The organism is Pseudoprimorskyibacter insulae (assembly GCF_900302505.1).
GTDB lineage: Bacteria > Pseudomonadota > Alphaproteobacteria > Rhodobacterales > Rhodobacteraceae > Pseudoprimorskyibacter > Pseudoprimorskyibacter insulae.
The window spans coordinates 254203-271599 of record NZ_OMOJ01000005.1 but is presented as its reverse complement, the minus strand read 5'-3'; the positions used below and the strand labels follow the sequence as shown (position 1 = coordinate 271599).

Here is a 17397-nt window from a genome sequence, read left to right as displayed (position 1 = left end):
CTCAGCCCCCCAGATATGCGTCAATGACTTGCTGGTTGCTGCGGATTTCATCGGGCGTGCCTTCGGCGATGATCGCGCCTTCGGCCAGAACGATGATCCGCGTGCACAGGCTCATGACGAATTCCATATTGTGCTCGATCACGACGAAGGTGGTGCCGTGTTCGCGGTTATAGGCCCTCAGCCGGTCTTTGAGGTTGGCCAGCATGGTCAGGTTCACCCCGCCTGCCGGTTCATCCAGCAGAACAAGGCTTGGCCCCGCCATAAAGGCCATCGCCGCATCGACCAGCTTTTGCTGGCCATAGGACAGGCTGCCGGCCATTTCATCGCGCAGATGTTCCAGCCGGAAGAACTTGATCATCTGGTCGGCTTCGGCGGTCAGCCCCGCATCTGAGGGGCCAAACAGGCGCGTGGCCATGGTGCCCTGGTGTTCTTGACCGGCCAGAATGATGTTCTCAAGCACGCTCATCTGCGGGAAAACCGACAGTTGCTGAAAGGTGCGCCCGACGCCCAGCTTGTTCAGGGCCGCGGCGCGCATGCCCGCCACGGTCTGATCGTTGACCCGCACCTCGCCTGTGTCGGGCTTTAGCTGGCCCAGAACACAGTTGAACAGCGTGGATTTGCCAGACCCGTTCGGGCCGATCAGGCCCAGAACTTCGCCCTTTTGCACATCAAAGCTGACATCGCGCACGGCGTGAATGCCGCCAAAGGATTTCGAGATGTTGCGGATGGACAGTACAGTATCGGTCACAGCTGCGCCCCCTTGGCCATATCTTTGCGGACCTCTTGTTTCGGGCGGAACCGGGCCATCAGCTTGCTGCCAAGCCCGATCAGACCCGATGGCGAATAGACCATCAGCACGATGACAAGGAAGGCATAGATGATCAGGTAGTAGCCTTCGGTAAAGCGCAGGAACTCGGGCAGGATGATGACCACAGCCGCGCCCAGCATCGGCCCATAGAAGAAGCCAGCGCCGCCCACGACGACCATCAGCAGGATTTTCAGCGAATGGATCAGCGCAAAGCTGCCCGGTTCGATGAATTGCACCAATGGGGCCATGATCGCACCCGCGCCGCCGCCAAAGGCCGACCCGATGGCAAAGGCCAACAGGGTGATGCGGCGGGTGTCGACGCCAAGGCTCTCGGCGCGGATCGGGTTTTCGCGCAGCGCTTTGAAGGCGCGGCCCCATGGGGAATGCACGATCCACCAGAAGACAAAGGCCGAAATGACGAACAGGACCAGCACGAAGTAATAGAAGTTCAGCTGCGGCATGGTCTTGATGCCGAAGAATTCGGGCCGGGGCATGCCGACCAGACCAAAGGATCCGCCGGTGATCTCTTCTTCGTTGCGCAGGACCAGAAACACGATGGTGTTAAAGGCCAGTGTGACGAAGGCCAGGAAATGGTGCTGTACCCTAAGCGCGGGATACCCCAGCAACAGGCCAATCACAAATGTCGCGCCCATGGCGGCCAGCCAGCCAAACACCCAGTGATACCCGGCCAGCGTCAGAAGCGAGGTGATATAGGCCCCGATGCCAATAAAGCTGGCCTGTGCAAGGCTGACCTGCCCGGCATAGCCAAGCGTCAGGTTCAGGCCCATCGCAGCGATCGAGAACATCAGCCAAGAACACAGCACGTAGATGATGTAGTTCTTCTGCCCGATGGGGGCGAGGATCAGCACAGCAATGCCGATCAAAGCGAGAATGAGATGAGCCCGTTTCATACTGCGCGTCCCTCGGATGTGCCCAGCAGGCCCTGCGGGCGCACCAGGATGACGAAAATCAACAGAAGCATTGGAACAGCCTGACGGTATTCGGCCGAAACATAGCCGGCGGACAGGTTGTCGATCACGCCGATCAACAAACCGCCCACCAATGCGCCGCGGATCTGGTTAAAGCCGCCAACGATGGCCGCGATAAAGGCCACAAGGCCCAGCACTTCACCGTTTGAGAATTTCGCCAGATAAATCGGGGTGATCAGAACCGATGCGATGGCCGCCAGCGCCCCGTTGATCAGGAAGGTGTACAGAACCATTTTCTTGATATCGACGCCAAGGATCTGGGCGACATCGGGGTTTTGTGCGGTGGCCTGCATACAGCGCCCGGTGCGGGTGCGGGCCAAAAACAGCTGCAAGCCAATGATCGTGCCCATGGCGATCACGAAGTTCGCGATATCGGGGATCGAAACAGCCGCGCCAAAGACGCTTAGAACATCTTGCGGGAACAGGCTGGGGAAGGGTTGGCCCAGCGGCGAATAGAATTCCTTGACGCCCTCTTTCAGCAGCAGCCCAAGCGCGATGGTCGCAATGACCAGCGGCAAGGTGCCGTGTTGGATCATCGGCTCGACCACCAGCTTCTTGAACACAGCGCCAAGCAGCAGGACAGACAGGAAGATTGCCAGAATGATGGCCAAGGGCAATGGCAGGCCCAGTTTAACGGTCAGGGCCAATACAAAAAACGCAGGCAGCATGACAAATTCGCCTTGGGCGAAGTTGATCGTCTGCGATGCCTGCCAAAGCAACGTGAACCCGACAGCCGCAAGCGCGTAGATCGAGCCCGCAGATAAACCGGATATCAGGATTTGGATGAATTCCGCCATGCGGTGTACCTCGTGGTCAGCGCTTGCAAGGGGATTGCGATGTAGGGGAAGGGCGGCAGGACAGGCCCGCCGCCCGGTAGGGATCAGTTGGCGGGCAGCGTCTTGGTGATCTGCTGCTTGCCGTCAACAACCTGAACCAGGAAGCTTTCGCGCGACAGCTCGCCAGTGTCGTCCCAGCAGGCGTCCATCAGGATGCCGGGATGGGTTGCCGCATCGAGGCACAGGCCGTGCATCTTGTCGGCAAAGGCCTGACGGTCGAAGGAACCGACGGCTTCGGTCACGTACTTGACGGTATAGGCGCCAAGGTAGCCTTTGATTGCGTTATGGTCCGCGCCGTAGCCGTATTTGGCTTCGAACTTGGCGGCCATTTCCCGAATTGCCGGGATCGGCGCTTCGGCGGTCAGGCCAACGTGGCTGGATACGCCATTGGCGGCAGACCCGGCCAGGTCGATTACCTTTTGCGATGCGATCACGGTGTCACCGACGATCGGCAGGCCAAGGCCCTGCTTTTCGGCTTCGATCAGGAAGCGGGCGGATTCTTCTTCGGTCATGTAGGCAAAGACGGCCTCAGCGCCCGAGGACTTCAGCTTGGCGACGTCCGCGGCGAAATCGACCTGCGCTTGTTCGGTCGGGATGTCCGACACGATCTCGATGCCGTTGCTTGCCGCGACGTTTTCGAACGCGTCATGGCCACCCTTGCCGAATTCGGTGTTGGCCCAGATCACGGCGACCTTGGATGCGCCCAGATCGTCCTTGATGTAGCTGCCCAGCTTCGGCAGGCCCTTTTGTGCGCCGAATGCAGTGCGGAAGATATAGGGGTTGCCCTTGGCGGTGATGGTCGGGCTTTCCGAACCGGTGATCTGCGGCACGCCGTTCTGCATGGCGACCAGCATGTTCACCACGGTTGAGGACGAATAGACGGTGCCCATCAGAACAAAGGCTTCTTCGTCGATGGCCTTTTGCACCATGGCGCGGCTGTTCTGCGGGTCGGTCTGGCTGTCGTATTCGACCAGATCGATCTGCTCGCCCAGAATGCCGCCTGCTGCGTTGATTTCTTCCACGGCCATCTTGATGCCGTCATGCCATACGGCACCGGCGGCCGCGCCTGCGCCCGACAGTTCGGCAACGCTGGCGATACGCACATCGGCGCTGGCCAGACCTGCCATCAGCGACAGAGCACTTGCTGTGAGTAGTGTAGCTTTACGGATCATCTTTATCCTCCCTGATTTGATGTCCTTGGGTCGTTCTTAGTCAGCCGAGAGCGTGTTCAATGCCTCAACCAGTAGCCCTTCTTGGGCGGTGAACATGCCGATGCCCGGCATGGTGTCACAGCCGCGCGCCATAGCTGCGGCGATGAAGGGCGAAATTTCAGGTTTGGTGATCGGGCAGGCGGCAAACATCTCTGGTTGCAAATTGTCCACCTGTACGGGCAGGGGATCGCCATCGCGCATGCCCAAGGGCGTGGCATTGGCGATGATGTCGAACCCGGTTGGATCGCCGGATCCAATGGCCAGCTGTCCGGGGAAGGCCGCGCCTAGGCGGTCAATCAGCCCGTCGCGGCGGGATGCATCCACATCGTGCACGGCCAGCATTGATGCACCTTGGGCCAGAAACTCATAGGCAATGGCAGATCCGGCCCCGCCAGCCCCGACCAGCAGTACGCGCTTGCCTTCAATCTGAGCGCCGCGTTCTTTCATCCCCTCAACGTAGCCCATCCCGTCGGTGTTGTCGCCCATCCAACCCGCTGCGGTGCGGCGCATCACGTTGACCGACCCGGCATAGCGCGCCCGGTCGGTCATCTTGGCGCAATAGGGAACCATAGCCTGTTTGTGGGGAACAGTGATCACCAGCCCCGGCGCGTTCTGAAGCGTGTCCAGCCCGGCCATAAAGGCAGGGATATCGGCAGGGGCCACATGCCCCGGCACGACAAGCGTGTTCTGGCCTTGCCGCGCAAAGCGGGCCGACAGCAGGCTGGGGGATTTTACCTGCGCAATCGGATCGCCGATGATGAACACGACCTGCGTTTCACCATTCAGTGCCGGGGTCATTGACGGTCCTCCTGCACCTTGGGCGATTGATTGCACTTTCTGGGTCGTGGTTGCCATGCGCTGCGCTGTTCCTTCCGTTGGCCCACGTTACCGACAAACGCGGCTTGCACCGGATGTCCTTGGGTAAATTTAGTGCGCAAAGGGGCGCCGTTTGGAAATGGATGTATCAGAGTAAAGATTGGACAATTCATTCGGGACAGGGCGCTCATCCCGGCATCCTTTCGCGATAGAATTGCAAAGTTCGGTCAATGCCGTCCTGCATCGAGGTAACGGGACGCTGTGCCAGATGCGGGGGCAGGGCGCTGGTGGCCAGATCGCCGGGAATAAGCATAGGTGCGCCCTCGATGGTAATCTGCGCCTGTGGGATGCGGGCGCTCAGGGCATCCACGAAATCGGTCATATCTGCCGTCTCGCCACATAGGGTATAGGCCTCGGCCCCTTGCATGGGCGTCAGGATCGATTGCACCAAAAGGTCGGCCACATCCTGCACCAGAACAAAACCAACCCGCCCCGAGAAGCGGATGGTGGCAGGCGTGTTCTGTACCGCGCTATAGATCGCCACGGACGGTCCCGACGCAATGCCCGAGCTTTGACCCGCCCCATAGACGATATAGGGCCGGAACCCGACAGACCCGATCCCATGATCGCGCAGATAGGCGCGTGCTGTGCCTTCAATGGCAAGCTTATGGGTGCCGTAATGGGTGGCAGGCCGGGGGTTGATGGCATCGTCAGGGCCAAAGACGCCCGCACTGGACAGATAGGCCACTTGCCCAATGCCGTGCAGGCGCGCGGCGTCAAACACATGAAGCGAGCCGATGACGTTGATCTGCGCGGCCCGCAGCGGATCACGCGCGGCATCGACCGTCATAACGCCCGCCAGATGGATGATCCCGTCACAGCCCTTGGCCGCCTCAACAACGGACCCATCCGCGATATCGCCGGTCACGAAGTCGACCTTGGCGGATAGGCCGGGGGTGATCTCATCCAGATTGGCCGGGTTGGGCCGCGCATCAAAGATCCGCACCTCATGCCCAAGCTCTAGCAACATGGCGGCGACCCAACGGCCGATAAAACCCGTACCACCGGTGATCAGATAACGGCTCATGCCTTTGCCCTTTCGGATGCGTGGGTTGCGGCGATGAAGCCGAAGGTGATTGCCGGGCCGATGGTGATGCCCGGGCCGGGATAGACGCCGCCCATGATGGACTGCATGTCATTGCCTGCTGCGTAGAGGCCGGGAATGGGCGTTCCGTCTTTATCCAGCAGTCGCGCGGTTTCATCAGTGCGCAGACCCGTCGCCGCGCCAATATCGCCCGGCATCAGCTTGACCGCATAGAACGGCCCGGTGCCGATCTTGCCCAAAGTCGGGTTCGGCCCGTGGTTGGCATCGCCATTGTGTCGCTCATAGTCGGTTTCGCCCCGGTGGAAATCCTGATCCACGCCGGTTTCGGCAAAGCGGTTCATGCGCTGGGCGGTGTCTTTCAGGCCGGCTGCATCAATCCCAAGGCGCTGGGCGAGCGCATCCAGCGTCGGGGCCTCGGTCAGATATCCATCTTTCAATAGGGCCTTGGCCCCCATGCCGCCGGGGCGCACCATGCCAAGCCCGTAGGTCTTTAGCCCATTGGCATCGGTCACCAGATAGGCGGGCAGGGTGCCGGTGGCCTGCTGCGCTTGGGCGAATTCGTGGTAGGACCGGCTTTCATTGGTAAAGCGCTTGCCATCCTTGCCCACCGCGATGATCCCCGGCTTGGACCGGTCAAAGACGAAGTGCGGGAAGACGGCCCAAGTGCCATCCGGGCGCTGACGTGTCGATACAGGCGCCCAAAAGGCATTGGTCTGCGCCCCGTCGCCGTAAGTGGCCCCAAGCCGTAGGGCAATATCATGCAATTCGCCGGTATGGCCGGGGGCCGCAGGGCTATGTTCAGCCGTAGGGGTGGGCAACATCTCGGCCCGGCGGGTTGGATGGCGGCCAAACCCGCCTGTCGCAAGAATGACGCCGCCTTTGATGCGCAGCGTCTCGCCGCTTTTCAGGCTCAGCAACGTTTCACTGCCAGTCTGTATATCGGTCACAGTGGTCTGGGTGCGGATCGTCACGCCTGCCTGACGCGCCGATAACAACAGCCGCCCGATCAGCGCGTTGCCCATCACCAGCCGGGCCGAACGACCGTGCCGCAGCTTGTCGCGCAGAAACCCTGACACCAGTTTGATCGAATAGGCCAAGGACTTCAGCGATTTGGTCATACCCAGCAGATGGGCGATATCCGTGCGGTCGACCATCAGCCCGCCCAGAATGGTGAATTCAGGGATAGGGGGGCGCACCAAGGCCAGATCGGCCCCAAGCGCCGATCCGTTGAACGGCACAGGCTCCAATGCGCGGCCATTGAGCGTGCTTCCCTCGATCTCGGACAGATAGTCGGGATGGCGGGGGCAGGCGCGGAATTGCGCCTCGGTCCTGTCCATCAGCGTATGGATGGCTTTGGGCGCATTTTCAACGAACGCCTCGCGCATGGCACGCGGGGATCGGTTGCCAACGGCACGATCTAGAAAGCCCAGCACTTTATCTGGGTTATCCGTCGCCCCAACCGTTGCGGCAAGCCGGGTGTTCGGTGCCCATGTGGTGCCTGCCGAATAAGCCGTTGTTCCGCCGATATAGTCTGTCCGCTCAATCAGAACCGTCCGTGCGCCCGCCAATGCGGCAAAGATTGCAGCAGACAGCCCCGCCGCGCCAGAGCCGATAACGGCGACATCATAGTCCTGAACCTCTGACATGCGGCGGCGTCCCCCTGTTTCGGGATGGTGTGTAACCCGATTCTTGCAGGCATCATCTCAAAAATGGAAAAACTTTCAACTTTTAAAAATACTTTCAATTTTTGATCCGCTGACATAGCTTCCCCCCGAGTCACAAGATGAGGCCCCCATGTCGAGCGCAGTCGAAAAAGCCCTGACCCTTCTGGAATTGCTGGTGGAACACCCCAGCGGGATGCAGGTTTCGACCATGGCGCGGCTGCTTGATCAGCCCGTATCGGGGGTGCATCGGCAATTGCGGGAATTGGCGCGGCTTGGCTATGTGCGTCAGTTGCGCGATCAGGGGGACTATGCCCTGACCATCCGACTTGCGGCGCTGGGCCTTGGGTTTCTGGGCCTGTCCGGGGTGACCGATATTGCCCAGCCCATTCTGGACCGCCTGGCCAGCATGTCGGGCGAACTGATCCGTCTGTCGGTGCTGGATGACGATGGTTTGACATGGGTCGCCGTGGCGCAGGGCGCGACGGTTGGCCTGCGCTATGATCCGGGCCGGGAACAGGGGATGCGGGTGCATCCGGCCTCGACCGCGGGCGGCCATGCGCTGCTGGCCGCGATGCGCGACGAAGAGGTTCTGGCGCTGGTCGGGCGCACCGGGCTGAAGCCCGAAGGCATGCCCGCCACTTCGCAAGCCCCCAAAAGCATTGAGGATTTGATGAACGCCCTAAAGGCGACACGGGTGCGCGGCTATTCGGTGGCGGTCAATTCCTACATCGAAGGCATGGGCGCGATGGCGGTGGCCGTGCGCGCGGGCGGCACGGCAGATGGGCAGGTGCTGGGCTGTTTGTCTATCGCTGGTCCCGCTGTGCGTTTCCCCGAACAACGGATGGAGGAACTGGCCCCGGCCTTGTTCGATGCAGCGGCGGAAATTGGCGCGGCGGCCCCGGCCTCGCACTATTTCGCCGGTATTCTGAGCGAGCCCGAGATGGCATGACGGACAGCTGCGATGTCCTTGTCGTCGGCTCAGGCGCTGGGGGGCTGGCGACGGCGGTGACAGCGGCGCATTTCGGCTGCCGCGTGACCGTCGTGGAAAAGCACCACCAACTGGGCGGCACTTCGGCATGGTCTGGCGGGTGGCTGTGGATTCCGCGCAATCCCTTGGCGATTGAGGCCGGGATTTGCGAAGCGCCTGATGCGCCGTTGGAGTATCTGCGTAGCGAGATCGGCAATCGCATCAATGATCCACGCATCGGGGCCTTTCTGGCCAACGGGCCTGAAATGGTCGGCTTTTTCCGCGATCATACGGCGATGGACTGGATCGACGGCAATCGCATGCCCGATTTTCACGAAACACCCGGCGCGGCGACGGGCGGGCGGTCCGTTTGCGCGGCACCATTTGACGGGCGCTTGCTGGGCGAGTGGGCGGGCAAGCTGCGCGGGCCGTTGCCCGTCGCTTCGGTCTGGGGGATGGGCGTTGCGGCTGGGCAGGATATGGCCCGGTTTTTCAACGCAAAATCCAGCCCGCGCGATGCGCTTTATGCGGCGCGGCGGCTGGGGCGGCACGGGCTTGATCTGTTGCGATCAGGGCGCGGGGCGCAACTGGTCAATGGCAATGCGCTGGTGGCGCGGCTGCTGCGGTCGGCGCTTGATCTGGGGGTAACCGTTCTGGTGGATACCCCCGCGACCGGGTTGATTGTTCGCGATGGGCGCGTCGTCGGCGCGCAGGTCGCCGGGCGCGATATTCACGCCACACGCGGTGTGGTTTTGGCAGCGGGCGGTTTCCCGCATGACGTGGCCCGTATTGCCCGTAGCTTTGACCATGTGACTGAGGATGCGCCGCACCGGTCAGCCGCGCCGCGCGAAAACACCGGCGACGGGTTGCGATTGGGCGAAAGCGTCGGCGGCGCGATAGCGGGTGATCTGATGGATCCCGGCGCTTGGGCGCCTGTGTCGGTGGTGCCCGATGGCAAGGGCGGGGCGCATTTCCCGCATCTGGTGGATCGTGGCAAGCCCGGCTTCATCGCCGTCGGCCCCGATGGCCAGCGCTTTGCCAATGAAGCGAACAGCTATCACGATTTCATGCGCGGCCTGTTCCGTCTCTGCCCCAAAGCGCCCCATGCCTGGATGATTGCCGACGCGCGGGCGCGGTCGCGGTTCGGGATTGGCGCGGTCAAGCCGTTCCCCTTTCCCGACGCGGCGCATCTGCGGTCTGGCTATCTGGTCAAAGCCCGAACCATCGCCGAACTGGCCGCCAAGATTGGCGTGCCTGCGGATGCGTTGCAGCGAACCATTCGGCGGTTCAACACCCATGCGGCTGAAGGCAAAGACCCGGACTTTGGCCGTGGCGACAGCGCCTACAATCGCGTGTTGGGCGAACCGCGCAACCGGCCAAACCCGACGCTGGGCGCACTGACCAAAGCGCCGTTCTACGCGGTGAAATTGGTGCCGGGCTCGCTCGGCACCTTCGACGGGCTGCGCACCGATGCGCAGGCGCGGGTGCTGGGCGCGGACGAGATGCCGATCGAGGGGCTATTTGCCGTGGGCAATGATGCGGCCTCGATCATGGGGGGCAATTACCCATCCGGCGGGATCACGCTGGGGCCTGCAATGACATTTGGATATATCGCCGGCCTCGTGCTGGCAGGGCGTCCCGTCACCGGGATTGACGATCAGGAGGGATCAGATGCCGTTTTATGAACTGACCACATTGCACACCGAGATTTTCGGCGCGGGCAAGGCCGCCGACGGGCTAGAGGCTTGGATCGACGCCGGGGCGGGAACGCTGCGGGGCGCGTGGTTCTCCGACATAGGGGCCTTGAACGAGGTGTATCTGCTGCGTGAATACGACGACGCCGATGCCATGTTGGCCGAGCGGGAGCGCCTGATCCGCGCCGCCGATCCTTTTGGCTGTTCGGATGTGCTGAAATCCTACGATGTCCAAAGCTACCGTCCCTTGGATTTCATGGGCGCGGTGCCAAGCGGGCAGCTTGGCCCGGTCTATGAAATCCGCACCTATAAGATGAAGCTGAACGGGCTGATGCCGACGATGGAAAAATGGCAGTCCGCATTGCCTGATCGCGATGCCTATTCGCCCTGTATTCTGGCGATGTACGGCATTGATGGGGCACCGCGCCTGACGCAGATCTGGCCCTATCCCACGCTTGAGGCGCGTAGCAAGGCGCGGGGCCAATCGGTGGCTGATGGCAAATGGCCGCCAAAGGGCGGGCCGGATTGGCTTGACCCCGATATGCGGTCGACCATCGCCATGCCCATGGGCTTTTCCCCGCTAACCTGAGGTACAGACATGAGCCGATATTTCTCAATGGCCTATCTGACAGCCAATGGCACGTCGCCTGTTCAAGCGGTCGAGATGGCCGCCCGGCTGGGCTATGACCGGATCAGCTTTCGGATGCTGCCCGCAGGCCCCGGCGATGTGCCGCCCGATCTACTGGGTGATGACGCGCTATATGCGCAGGTCAAAGCGGCGCTGGCCGATCATGATATGCGCGTCGCCGATGCCGAGATGATCCGCATGAACGCCGACACCGACCTTGAGGCGCTGCGCCCGTTCCTGGACCGCAGCCGCGCCTTGGGGGCAGAACATGTTCTGGTGGCAGGCGATGACACGGATCTGGCACGAATCACAGATACTTACGGGCGTTTGTGCGATCTTCTGCACAGCTATGATCTGACTGCGGATCTGGAGTTTATGCCATGGACCGCCGTGCGCAACATCTCCGAGGCACGGTATCTGGTTGAGGCGGTCGCCCATCCGGCGGCGGCGATCTTGGTCGATGCGCTGCATTTTGACCGCTGCGGCAGCACGCATGAAGAACTGGCCGCCCTGCCGCGCGAGATGCTGAACTATGTCCAGCTGTGCGACGGTCCCAAGCCCTATGATCGGTCGGTCGAAGGCTTGATCGCCATCGCCCGGACGGCCCGGATGATCCCCGGTGAGGGCGACATTGATCTGGCGGGGTTCTTGGCGGCGCTGCCCGGCGATGTGCCGATCAGCGTCGAAGTGCCGAACCACGCCATGACCGCGGAACTCGGGGCCGAGGCCGTGGCTGGGCGGTCCTTGGCGGCAACACGCGCTGTGTTGGACGGTCAATAACCCCGGCTGCATCTGCCCGCCGCCCGCGTGGGCAGATGCCACCCAGCGCGAATGGTCCCTAGACCGATACCTGCGCGCCCAGCTCAACAACGCGGTCGCGGGGCAGGTGGTAGAAATCACTGGGATCGGCCGCAAGACGCGCCAGCAGGATGTACAGCCGATCCTGCCAGACGGGCATTCCCACCTGCGGGTTCGACACCAGTTTCCGCCGCCCGAGGAAGAACGAGGTCCGGCGGCCTTCAAAATTCAACCCGTGACGGCGCAGCGATCCAAGGGTTCGGTTGACGTTTGGCGTCTCCATAAAGCCAAAGCGCAGTTGCACGCTTTGGAACCGGTCGCACAGATGTTCAATCGTGGCGCGTTCGGCCTCGGGCACGCGCGGCGTGTCGGTGGTTTCGACCGTCACGACGATGATATGTTCGTGCAGAACGCCATTGTGTTTGAGGTTGTGCAGCAGCGCGGGCGGGGTCGCTTCGCGGTCGCTGGTCAGAAAGACCGCCGTGCCAGACACCCGCAGCGCCGATCCACGTTCGATGCGCGGGATGAATTCGGCCAATGGCACCACCAGTTTGCGGGTCCGTTCCTGAAGCTGCTTCGTGCCCTTGTGCCAGGTCCACATCATGACAACCAGCGTCGCCCCCATGAGCAACGGCACATAGCCGCCATCGGGGATCTTCAACAGGTTGGCCGAAAGGAATGCGGTCTCAACTGTCAGCAGCGGCAAGGTGACCAGAATGGCCAGTCCGCGCGGCCAGCGCCATGCGCGATGCAGCATCCGGTACGCCAGAAGGGTCGTCACAACCATGGTGCCGCAAACCGCGATGCCATAGGCGGCGGCCAATTCTTCGGAGGAGTGGAATTCGGTCACAAGGATCAGAACGCCCGTCAGTAGCAGGATATTGATGACCGGCAAAAAGATCTGCCCGGTCTCGGTCTCGGAGGTGTGGCGGATTTCAAACCGGGGCATCAGGCCCAGTTGAACCGCCTGCCGGGTCATGGAAAACGCCCCGGTGATCACCGCTTGGCTGGCGATCACAGTGGCCAGCGTGGCCAGCGCGACCATTCCGGGCAGGATCCATTCGGGGACCAGCAAAAAGAACGGGTGGGAAATTGCCTCTGGGTGTTGTAGCACCAAGGCCCCCTGACCAAGGTAGTTCAGCGTCAGCGCGGGCAGCACCAGGGAAAACCACGCCAGTTGGATCGGGCCGCGCCCGAAATGCCCCAGATCGGCATAAAGCGCCTCGGCCCCGGTTACGGCAAGGAACACCGCGCCAAGCACGATAAAGGCGGTCACCCCATGCCCGGCCAGAAACCCCAGCGCATAACCGGGGTGAAGTGCGGCCAGCACCTCGGGCAGGGCAATGATCTGCACCAGTCCGGCGATGGCCATGGCCAGAAACCAGACAACCGTGATCGGCCCAAAATAACGCGCCAACGGGCCGGTGCCACGATTTTGCACGATGAACAGCGCAAACAGAATCCCGATCGAGATTCCCTCGACGTAGGGGTTAAAGATCGGCGTGATCAGCTTTAGCCCTTCGACCGCCGACAGAACCGAGATCGCGGGGGTGATGATCGCATCGCCAAAGAACAGCGCAGCCCCGATGATCCCCAGAAAGAACACCGCAGTCGTGCGGCCTGAATAGCCCAAGACCAGCGCATAGAGGGCCAGAATGCCGCCTTCGCCGCGGTTGTCGGCCCTCAGCAGAAACAGCACGTATTTCAACGTCACCACCAGCACCAGCGCCCAAAGCAGCAAGGACACAACGCCCAGCACCTCGGCCCGGTCCAGCCCATCGGCCATGGCCGGGCGCAGCGCTTCGCGGAAAGCATACAGCGGGCTGGTGCCGATATCGCCATACACAACGCCAACGGCCCCCACCGTCAGGGCAAGGCGACCAGAGTTCGGGGTTTCGAAATGGCTCATCAGAACACCAAATTGAGAATGGCAAGCCCTCCGGCGAAGGCCATGCCGCAAACAAACGCGACCGAGATCAGCGCCAGTGACAGACCGGCGATCAACCAGATACCGTCGCGTTCGGACAGGCCCATGGCCAGCATCACAATGGCCGCCGCAGGCAGACCATTGGCAAAGGGAATGGGCAGCAAAAGGATCGTGGCCAGAACCAGCGTAGACAGGCCGATCACCTGTTCGGTCAAAAGGCCAGACCCCGGCCAGATGCGCGGCTTGGCCAATGTTTCGATCCGTTCGACATACGGGATGGTCACGGCGACCAGCCGGTCAAAATCGGCGCGGGTCATGGATCGGTTGGTGATCAGGCCCGGCAGCCAGACCCTTGGGCGCCCGGCCTGCAACTGGACCGCCAACATGATCAGTGGAATCGCGGTCATGACCGATGATCCGGGGATGAACAGAAACACGTTCGGCGCGGCAAAGATCACCATCAATGGCGCAAAGCTGCGGTTGCCCAAGGCCGAGACGATGTAGCCGACGGACACCCGTTCGCTGCATTGGGCGGGTGCGGCGCTGGACAGGTCACGCAGAACCTGACTTAAACGTCGCCCCGGAATGGCCGCCAGCAAGGGTGCGGGGCGGTTAAGGGCGGTCATATCAGATGCCGTCCTTGCACAAAATAAGACGGGGCGTGATGGGCTTGGCACGCAGGGCCATGGCATTGGTTGCCGCTGTGCCGGATGTCCGAACCTCGTGCCCATGCCCAAGACAGCAGAGCGCACCCGGCCCAGTGGGGCTTGGCTAAGAACTGCGTGGAAACCATTGTGGGAGTAGCTCCGGCCTATGCCGGAAAAGGCTCGTCACGCCGAAGGGAGTGATGGATCGAGGGACCGGCTTGGCTCAGATGTGCATTTGCCACCAAAGGACAAGCCCCGGCGAAAATAATTTTCGCCAATGGCAGGGGCCTGTCTTGCGCCGTGGCGTGATGGTGGGATCTACGGTCTTGGACTTGCCCAAGACTTCTTGTATGTCCACAGCCCGTATCTTCTTGCCGTGGGCAAAGTCCCCCGCCGCCCCACGTGTGAAGGTGCGATGATCCTGAAGACGTCGCAAAGACAGTGCCGCATCCTGTTGCAGGCCCCAATCGTCAAGAAAGACAGCCCCGATGCCCGATCGCGCAGTGCCAGCAAACACGACCCGGTCCAACCTGCACCGGGCTGCCCGCCTGTCCGTTGCACCGATGATGGATTGGACGGATCGGCATTGTCGGTATTTTCATCGGCTTATCAGTGGTCAGACGCTGCTTTACACAGAAATGGTGACCTCGCCCGCCTTGGTGCGGGGCGGGGCGCTGCATTTACTGGATTACAGCCCCGAGGAGCATCCCGTCGCGCTTCAACTTGGCGGATCGGACCCGGATGAACTGGCGCAGGCGGCTAAGTTCGGCGCGCAGGCGGGCTATGATGAGATCAACCTCAATGTCGGCTGTCCGTCGGATCGGGTGCAATCCGGCACTTTCGGCGCGGTACTAATGCGCTCGCCGGATCTGGTGGCCGATTGCATCAAGGCGATGCAGGACGCGGTGGATGTCGAGGTGACGGTCAAATGCCGGATCGGCGTGGACGACCAAGTGCCAGAAGACATCCTGCCCGCGTTTCTGGAAACAGTTTCTGCCACGGGTTGCCAGCGGTTCACCATCCATGCGCGCAAGGCATGGCTACAGGGGCTCAGCCCCAAGGAAAACCGCGATATCCCGCCGCTGGATTATCCGCTGGTCCATGCGATGAAGGCCAGGTTCCCGCATCTGCATCTGTCGATCAACGGCGGGATCATGACGCTGGCGCAGGCCAAGGCCCTGCTGGACGAAGGGCTTGACGGGGTGATGATTGGCCGCGCGGCCTATCACCAGCCGATGGACGTGCTCTGCGGGGCAGACCGGGTGATCTATGCCCAAGACGCGGCTGATGCCGATCCGGTGGCAATTGCCCGCGCCATGCAGCCCTATATTGAGGCGCACCTGAGCGGCGGCGGCAAGCTGGCGCAGGTCACGCGGCATATGTTGGGGCTGTTCGCCGGGCAGGCCGGGGCGCGGCACTGGCGGCGGGTTCTGTCGGAAAACGCTCATAAACCCGATGCCGGGCCTGACCTGATCGACACCGCCCTAGAGGGCGTTCTGCGCGCCGCCTGACCGCAGCGGCACGCGAATGCGCTCTTTCCCTTTGTGCGGCGGCTGTGTAACGCTCCGCCCAACAAAGACAGGAGGTCCCATGCCCGAAACCGCGTTGCTGGTGCAAATGCTTGCCCTTTTGATTGTCATCGGCGGGATCGCCGGGGTCTTGGCGGGCCTTCTTGGCGTGGGCGGGGGCATCGTTCTGGTGCCATCGTTTTTCTATGCCTTTTCAACGCTTGGCTATGAAGGGCCGCAGTTGATGCAGGTCTGTCTGGCCACGTCTTTGGCGACGATCATCGTGACCTCGATCCGGTCGGTTCTTAGCCACAACCGCAAAGGCGCGGTCGATTGGCATATTCTGCGCGGCTGGGCCATTGGCATTGCCATCGGCGCGGTGATTGGCGTGTCGGTCGCATCGCAATTGCGCTCGACCGTGCTGCAGGGGATCTTTGGCTGCCTTGGCATTGTGATCGGCCTGTACATGGGCTTTGGCCGCAGCGAATGGCGTTTGGGCGAGGCGATGCCGGGCGGTCTGCGCCGCGCCGTGATTTCGCCCATCGTCGGCTTTCTGTCGGTGCTGATGGGCATTGGCGGCGGCAGCTTTGGCGTGCCGCTGATGAGCCTGTACAACACGCCCATTCACCGCGCGGTCGCGACGGCTGCGGGGTTTGGCGTAATTATCGCTGTGCCGTCGGTCATGGGCTTTTTGCTGCTGGATGTCGATCCGTCGTCGCGCCCGCCGTATTCGATCGGGGCGGTGAACCTGCCAGCGTTCTTCGTGGTGATCGCCATGACGCTGACAACCGCGCCTTGGGGCGTGAAACTGGCCCATGCGATGGATCCCAAACCGCTGAAGCGGGTGTTTGCGGTCTTCCTGACGCTGGTCGCGCTGAACATGCTGCGCAAGGCGATGGGTCTCTGACATGACCGGGATGGAGCGGGACGGCTATCGCCTGTTTCCCGCCGATCCCACAATGCTGGATTGGGCCGCTGCCGCGGCGCCCATGGCCCGCGCGGCGATTGCCGATCCTGCGATGCGCGCGCGGTGGCTGACCTGCCGAGGCACGTGGTTCGTTGGGGTCGATGCGCTGGCCAATGATGCCGCCGGGGCGGTTGGGGGCGTGCCTTTGGGCGCTGCAATCACAGCGGCTTTCGACCATATGGGCCGCGCGATGGCGCTGCACCCTGCGCAGGTGTCGGCCGTGTGGCCGGGCTATCCGCAGCCGCGCGACGGCGAGACCGAGGCCGCTTTCCGCTATCGCCTGAAACGGGACGCCGCGCATGTGGACGGGCTGAAGGCCGGGCCGGACAACCGCCGCCACTTGGATGAACCGCACGCCTTCATTCTGGGCATCGCGCTCGACACGCCGCCCCCCGGAGCCAGCCCCTTGGTGGTTTGGCCGGGCAGTCACCGGATCATCGGCGCAGCCTTGGCCGAAGCGCTGCAAGACCATCCGCCAGAGCGTTGGAAAGACGTTGATCTGACAGCGCCCTATACTGAGGCGCGGCGCATCGCGTTCGACCAATGTCCCCGCGTTGAACTGCCCCTGAAACGCGGCGAGGCGGCGTTGATTCACCGTCACCTGCTGCATGGAATCGCCCCATGGACGGGGCCAGATGACCTGCCGCGGGGGCGGATGGTCGCCTATTTTCGTCCGATGTTTGGATCCGGCCAGTGGAAAGAGTGGCTTTAACCCTTTTACTGTTCGCATAAGCGAAACAGTTTGATTTAAAACAGAAAATTAGCGACCCAGATTTCACAAAAGTTAAGATTTGTCTGGTTTTTGCCACTTTTTAGATGCAATCTAGTCTAA

Annotated in this window: 16 protein-coding genes; 7 read left to right on the top strand and 9 right to left on the bottom strand. The window is 62.0% G+C overall.

What is annotated here, in order from left to right:
- Position 1 precedes the first annotated feature (1 nt).
- From PRI8871_RS13575 to PRI8871_RS13545, 7 genes are all read right to left on the bottom strand, one after another.
- The gene (locus PRI8871_RS13575) at positions 2 to 748 is read right to left on the bottom strand and encodes an ABC transporter ATP-binding protein (RefSeq protein WP_108886767.1); all 747 of its coding nucleotides are present in this window, start codon (positions 746 to 748) and stop codon (positions 2 to 4) included.
- Positions 745 to 1719, bottom strand: a complete 975-nt coding sequence (locus tag PRI8871_RS13570; protein WP_108886766.1) for a branched-chain amino acid ABC transporter permease — start codon at positions 1717 to 1719, stop codon at positions 745 to 747. Before PRI8871_RS13570 ends, PRI8871_RS13575 begins: the two co-directional genes overlap by 4 nt.
- Positions 1716 to 2594: a branched-chain amino acid ABC transporter permease gene (locus tag PRI8871_RS13565; RefSeq protein WP_108886765.1), complete on the bottom strand. Its 879-nt coding sequence runs from the start codon at positions 2592 to 2594 to the stop codon at positions 1716 to 1718. The genes PRI8871_RS13570 and PRI8871_RS13565 overlap by 4 nt, the downstream gene beginning before the upstream one ends.
- A gap of 83 nt (positions 2595 to 2677) precedes the next feature.
- A complete protein-coding gene (locus PRI8871_RS13560) occupies positions 2678 to 3805 on the bottom strand; it encodes an ABC transporter substrate-binding protein (protein ID WP_108886764.1) in 1128 nt (375 codons plus the stop codon).
- A 36-nt stretch (positions 3806 to 3841) separates the two neighbouring features.
- The gene (locus PRI8871_RS13555; protein ID WP_108886763.1) at positions 3842 to 4642 is read right to left on the bottom strand and encodes a shikimate dehydrogenase family protein; all 801 of its coding nucleotides are present in this window, start codon (positions 4640 to 4642) and stop codon (positions 3842 to 3844) included.
- A gap of 205 nt (positions 4643 to 4847) precedes the next feature.
- The gene (locus PRI8871_RS13550) at positions 4848 to 5747 is read right to left on the bottom strand and encodes an NAD-dependent epimerase/dehydratase family protein (protein ID WP_108886762.1); all 900 of its coding nucleotides are present in this window, start codon (positions 5745 to 5747) and stop codon (positions 4848 to 4850) included.
- On the bottom strand, positions 5744 to 7411 hold the full coding sequence (locus tag PRI8871_RS13545; protein WP_108886761.1) for an FAD-dependent oxidoreductase: 1668 nt from the start codon (positions 7409 to 7411) through the stop codon (positions 5744 to 5746). The genes PRI8871_RS13550 and PRI8871_RS13545 overlap by 4 nt, the downstream gene beginning before the upstream one ends.
- 148 nt (positions 7412 to 7559) lie before the next feature.
- On the opposite strand from PRI8871_RS13545, the gene PRI8871_RS13540 reads away from it, so the two are divergent.
- Genes PRI8871_RS13540 through PRI8871_RS13525 form a run of 4 tightly spaced genes read left to right on the top strand, consistent with a single transcriptional unit; the run spans position 7560 to position 11498 of the window.
- Complete coding sequence (locus PRI8871_RS13540; protein WP_108886760.1) at positions 7560 to 8378, top strand: IclR family transcriptional regulator; 819 nt, start codon at positions 7560 to 7562, stop codon at positions 8376 to 8378.
- Positions 8375 to 10081 carry an FAD-dependent oxidoreductase gene (locus tag PRI8871_RS13535; RefSeq protein WP_108886759.1) on the top strand — a complete coding sequence of 569 codons (1707 nt, stop codon included), beginning with the start codon at positions 8375 to 8377 and terminating at the stop codon, positions 10079 to 10081. Before PRI8871_RS13540 ends, PRI8871_RS13535 begins: the two co-directional genes overlap by 4 nt.
- Complete coding sequence (locus PRI8871_RS13530; protein ID WP_108886758.1) at positions 10068 to 10679, top strand: NIPSNAP family protein; 612 nt, start codon at positions 10068 to 10070, stop codon at positions 10677 to 10679. The genes PRI8871_RS13535 and PRI8871_RS13530 overlap by 14 nt, the downstream gene beginning before the upstream one ends.
- 9 nt (positions 10680 to 10688) lie before the next feature.
- Positions 10689 to 11498, top strand: a complete 810-nt coding sequence (locus PRI8871_RS13525; RefSeq protein ID WP_108886757.1) for a sugar phosphate isomerase/epimerase family protein — start codon at positions 10689 to 10691, stop codon at positions 11496 to 11498.
- A 58-nt stretch (positions 11499 to 11556) separates the two neighbouring features.
- On the opposite strand, the gene PRI8871_RS13520 is transcribed toward PRI8871_RS13525, so the two are convergent.
- On the bottom strand, positions 11557 to 13425 hold the full coding sequence (locus PRI8871_RS13520; protein ID WP_108886756.1) for a potassium transporter Kup: 1869 nt from the start codon (positions 13423 to 13425) through the stop codon (positions 11557 to 11559).
- On the bottom strand, positions 13425 to 14069 hold the full coding sequence (locus PRI8871_RS13515; RefSeq protein ID WP_108886755.1) for an exopolysaccharide biosynthesis protein: 645 nt from the start codon (positions 14067 to 14069) through the stop codon (positions 13425 to 13427). The genes PRI8871_RS13520 and PRI8871_RS13515 overlap by 1 nt, the downstream gene beginning before the upstream one ends.
- Before the next feature lie 509 nt (positions 14070 to 14578).
- Between PRI8871_RS13515 and dusA the strand changes: the two genes are divergently transcribed.
- The 3 genes from dusA (at position 14579) to PRI8871_RS13500 (ending at position 17277) form a co-directional block, all read left to right on the top strand.
- Entirely contained in the window at positions 14579 to 15601 is a 1023-nt protein-coding gene (dusA, locus tag PRI8871_RS13510; RefSeq protein ID WP_108886754.1) for a tRNA dihydrouridine(20/20a) synthase DusA, read from the top strand.
- A 79-nt stretch (positions 15602 to 15680) separates the two neighbouring features.
- Positions 15681 to 16505, top strand: a complete 825-nt coding sequence (locus PRI8871_RS13505; protein WP_108886753.1) for a sulfite exporter TauE/SafE family protein — start codon at positions 15681 to 15683, stop codon at positions 16503 to 16505.
- A gap of 1 nt (position 16506) precedes the next feature.
- On the top strand, positions 16507 to 17277 hold the full coding sequence (locus PRI8871_RS13500) for a phytanoyl-CoA dioxygenase family protein (RefSeq protein ID WP_108886752.1): 771 nt from the start codon (positions 16507 to 16509) through the stop codon (positions 17275 to 17277).
- Positions 17278 to 17397: the final 120 nt, after the last annotated feature.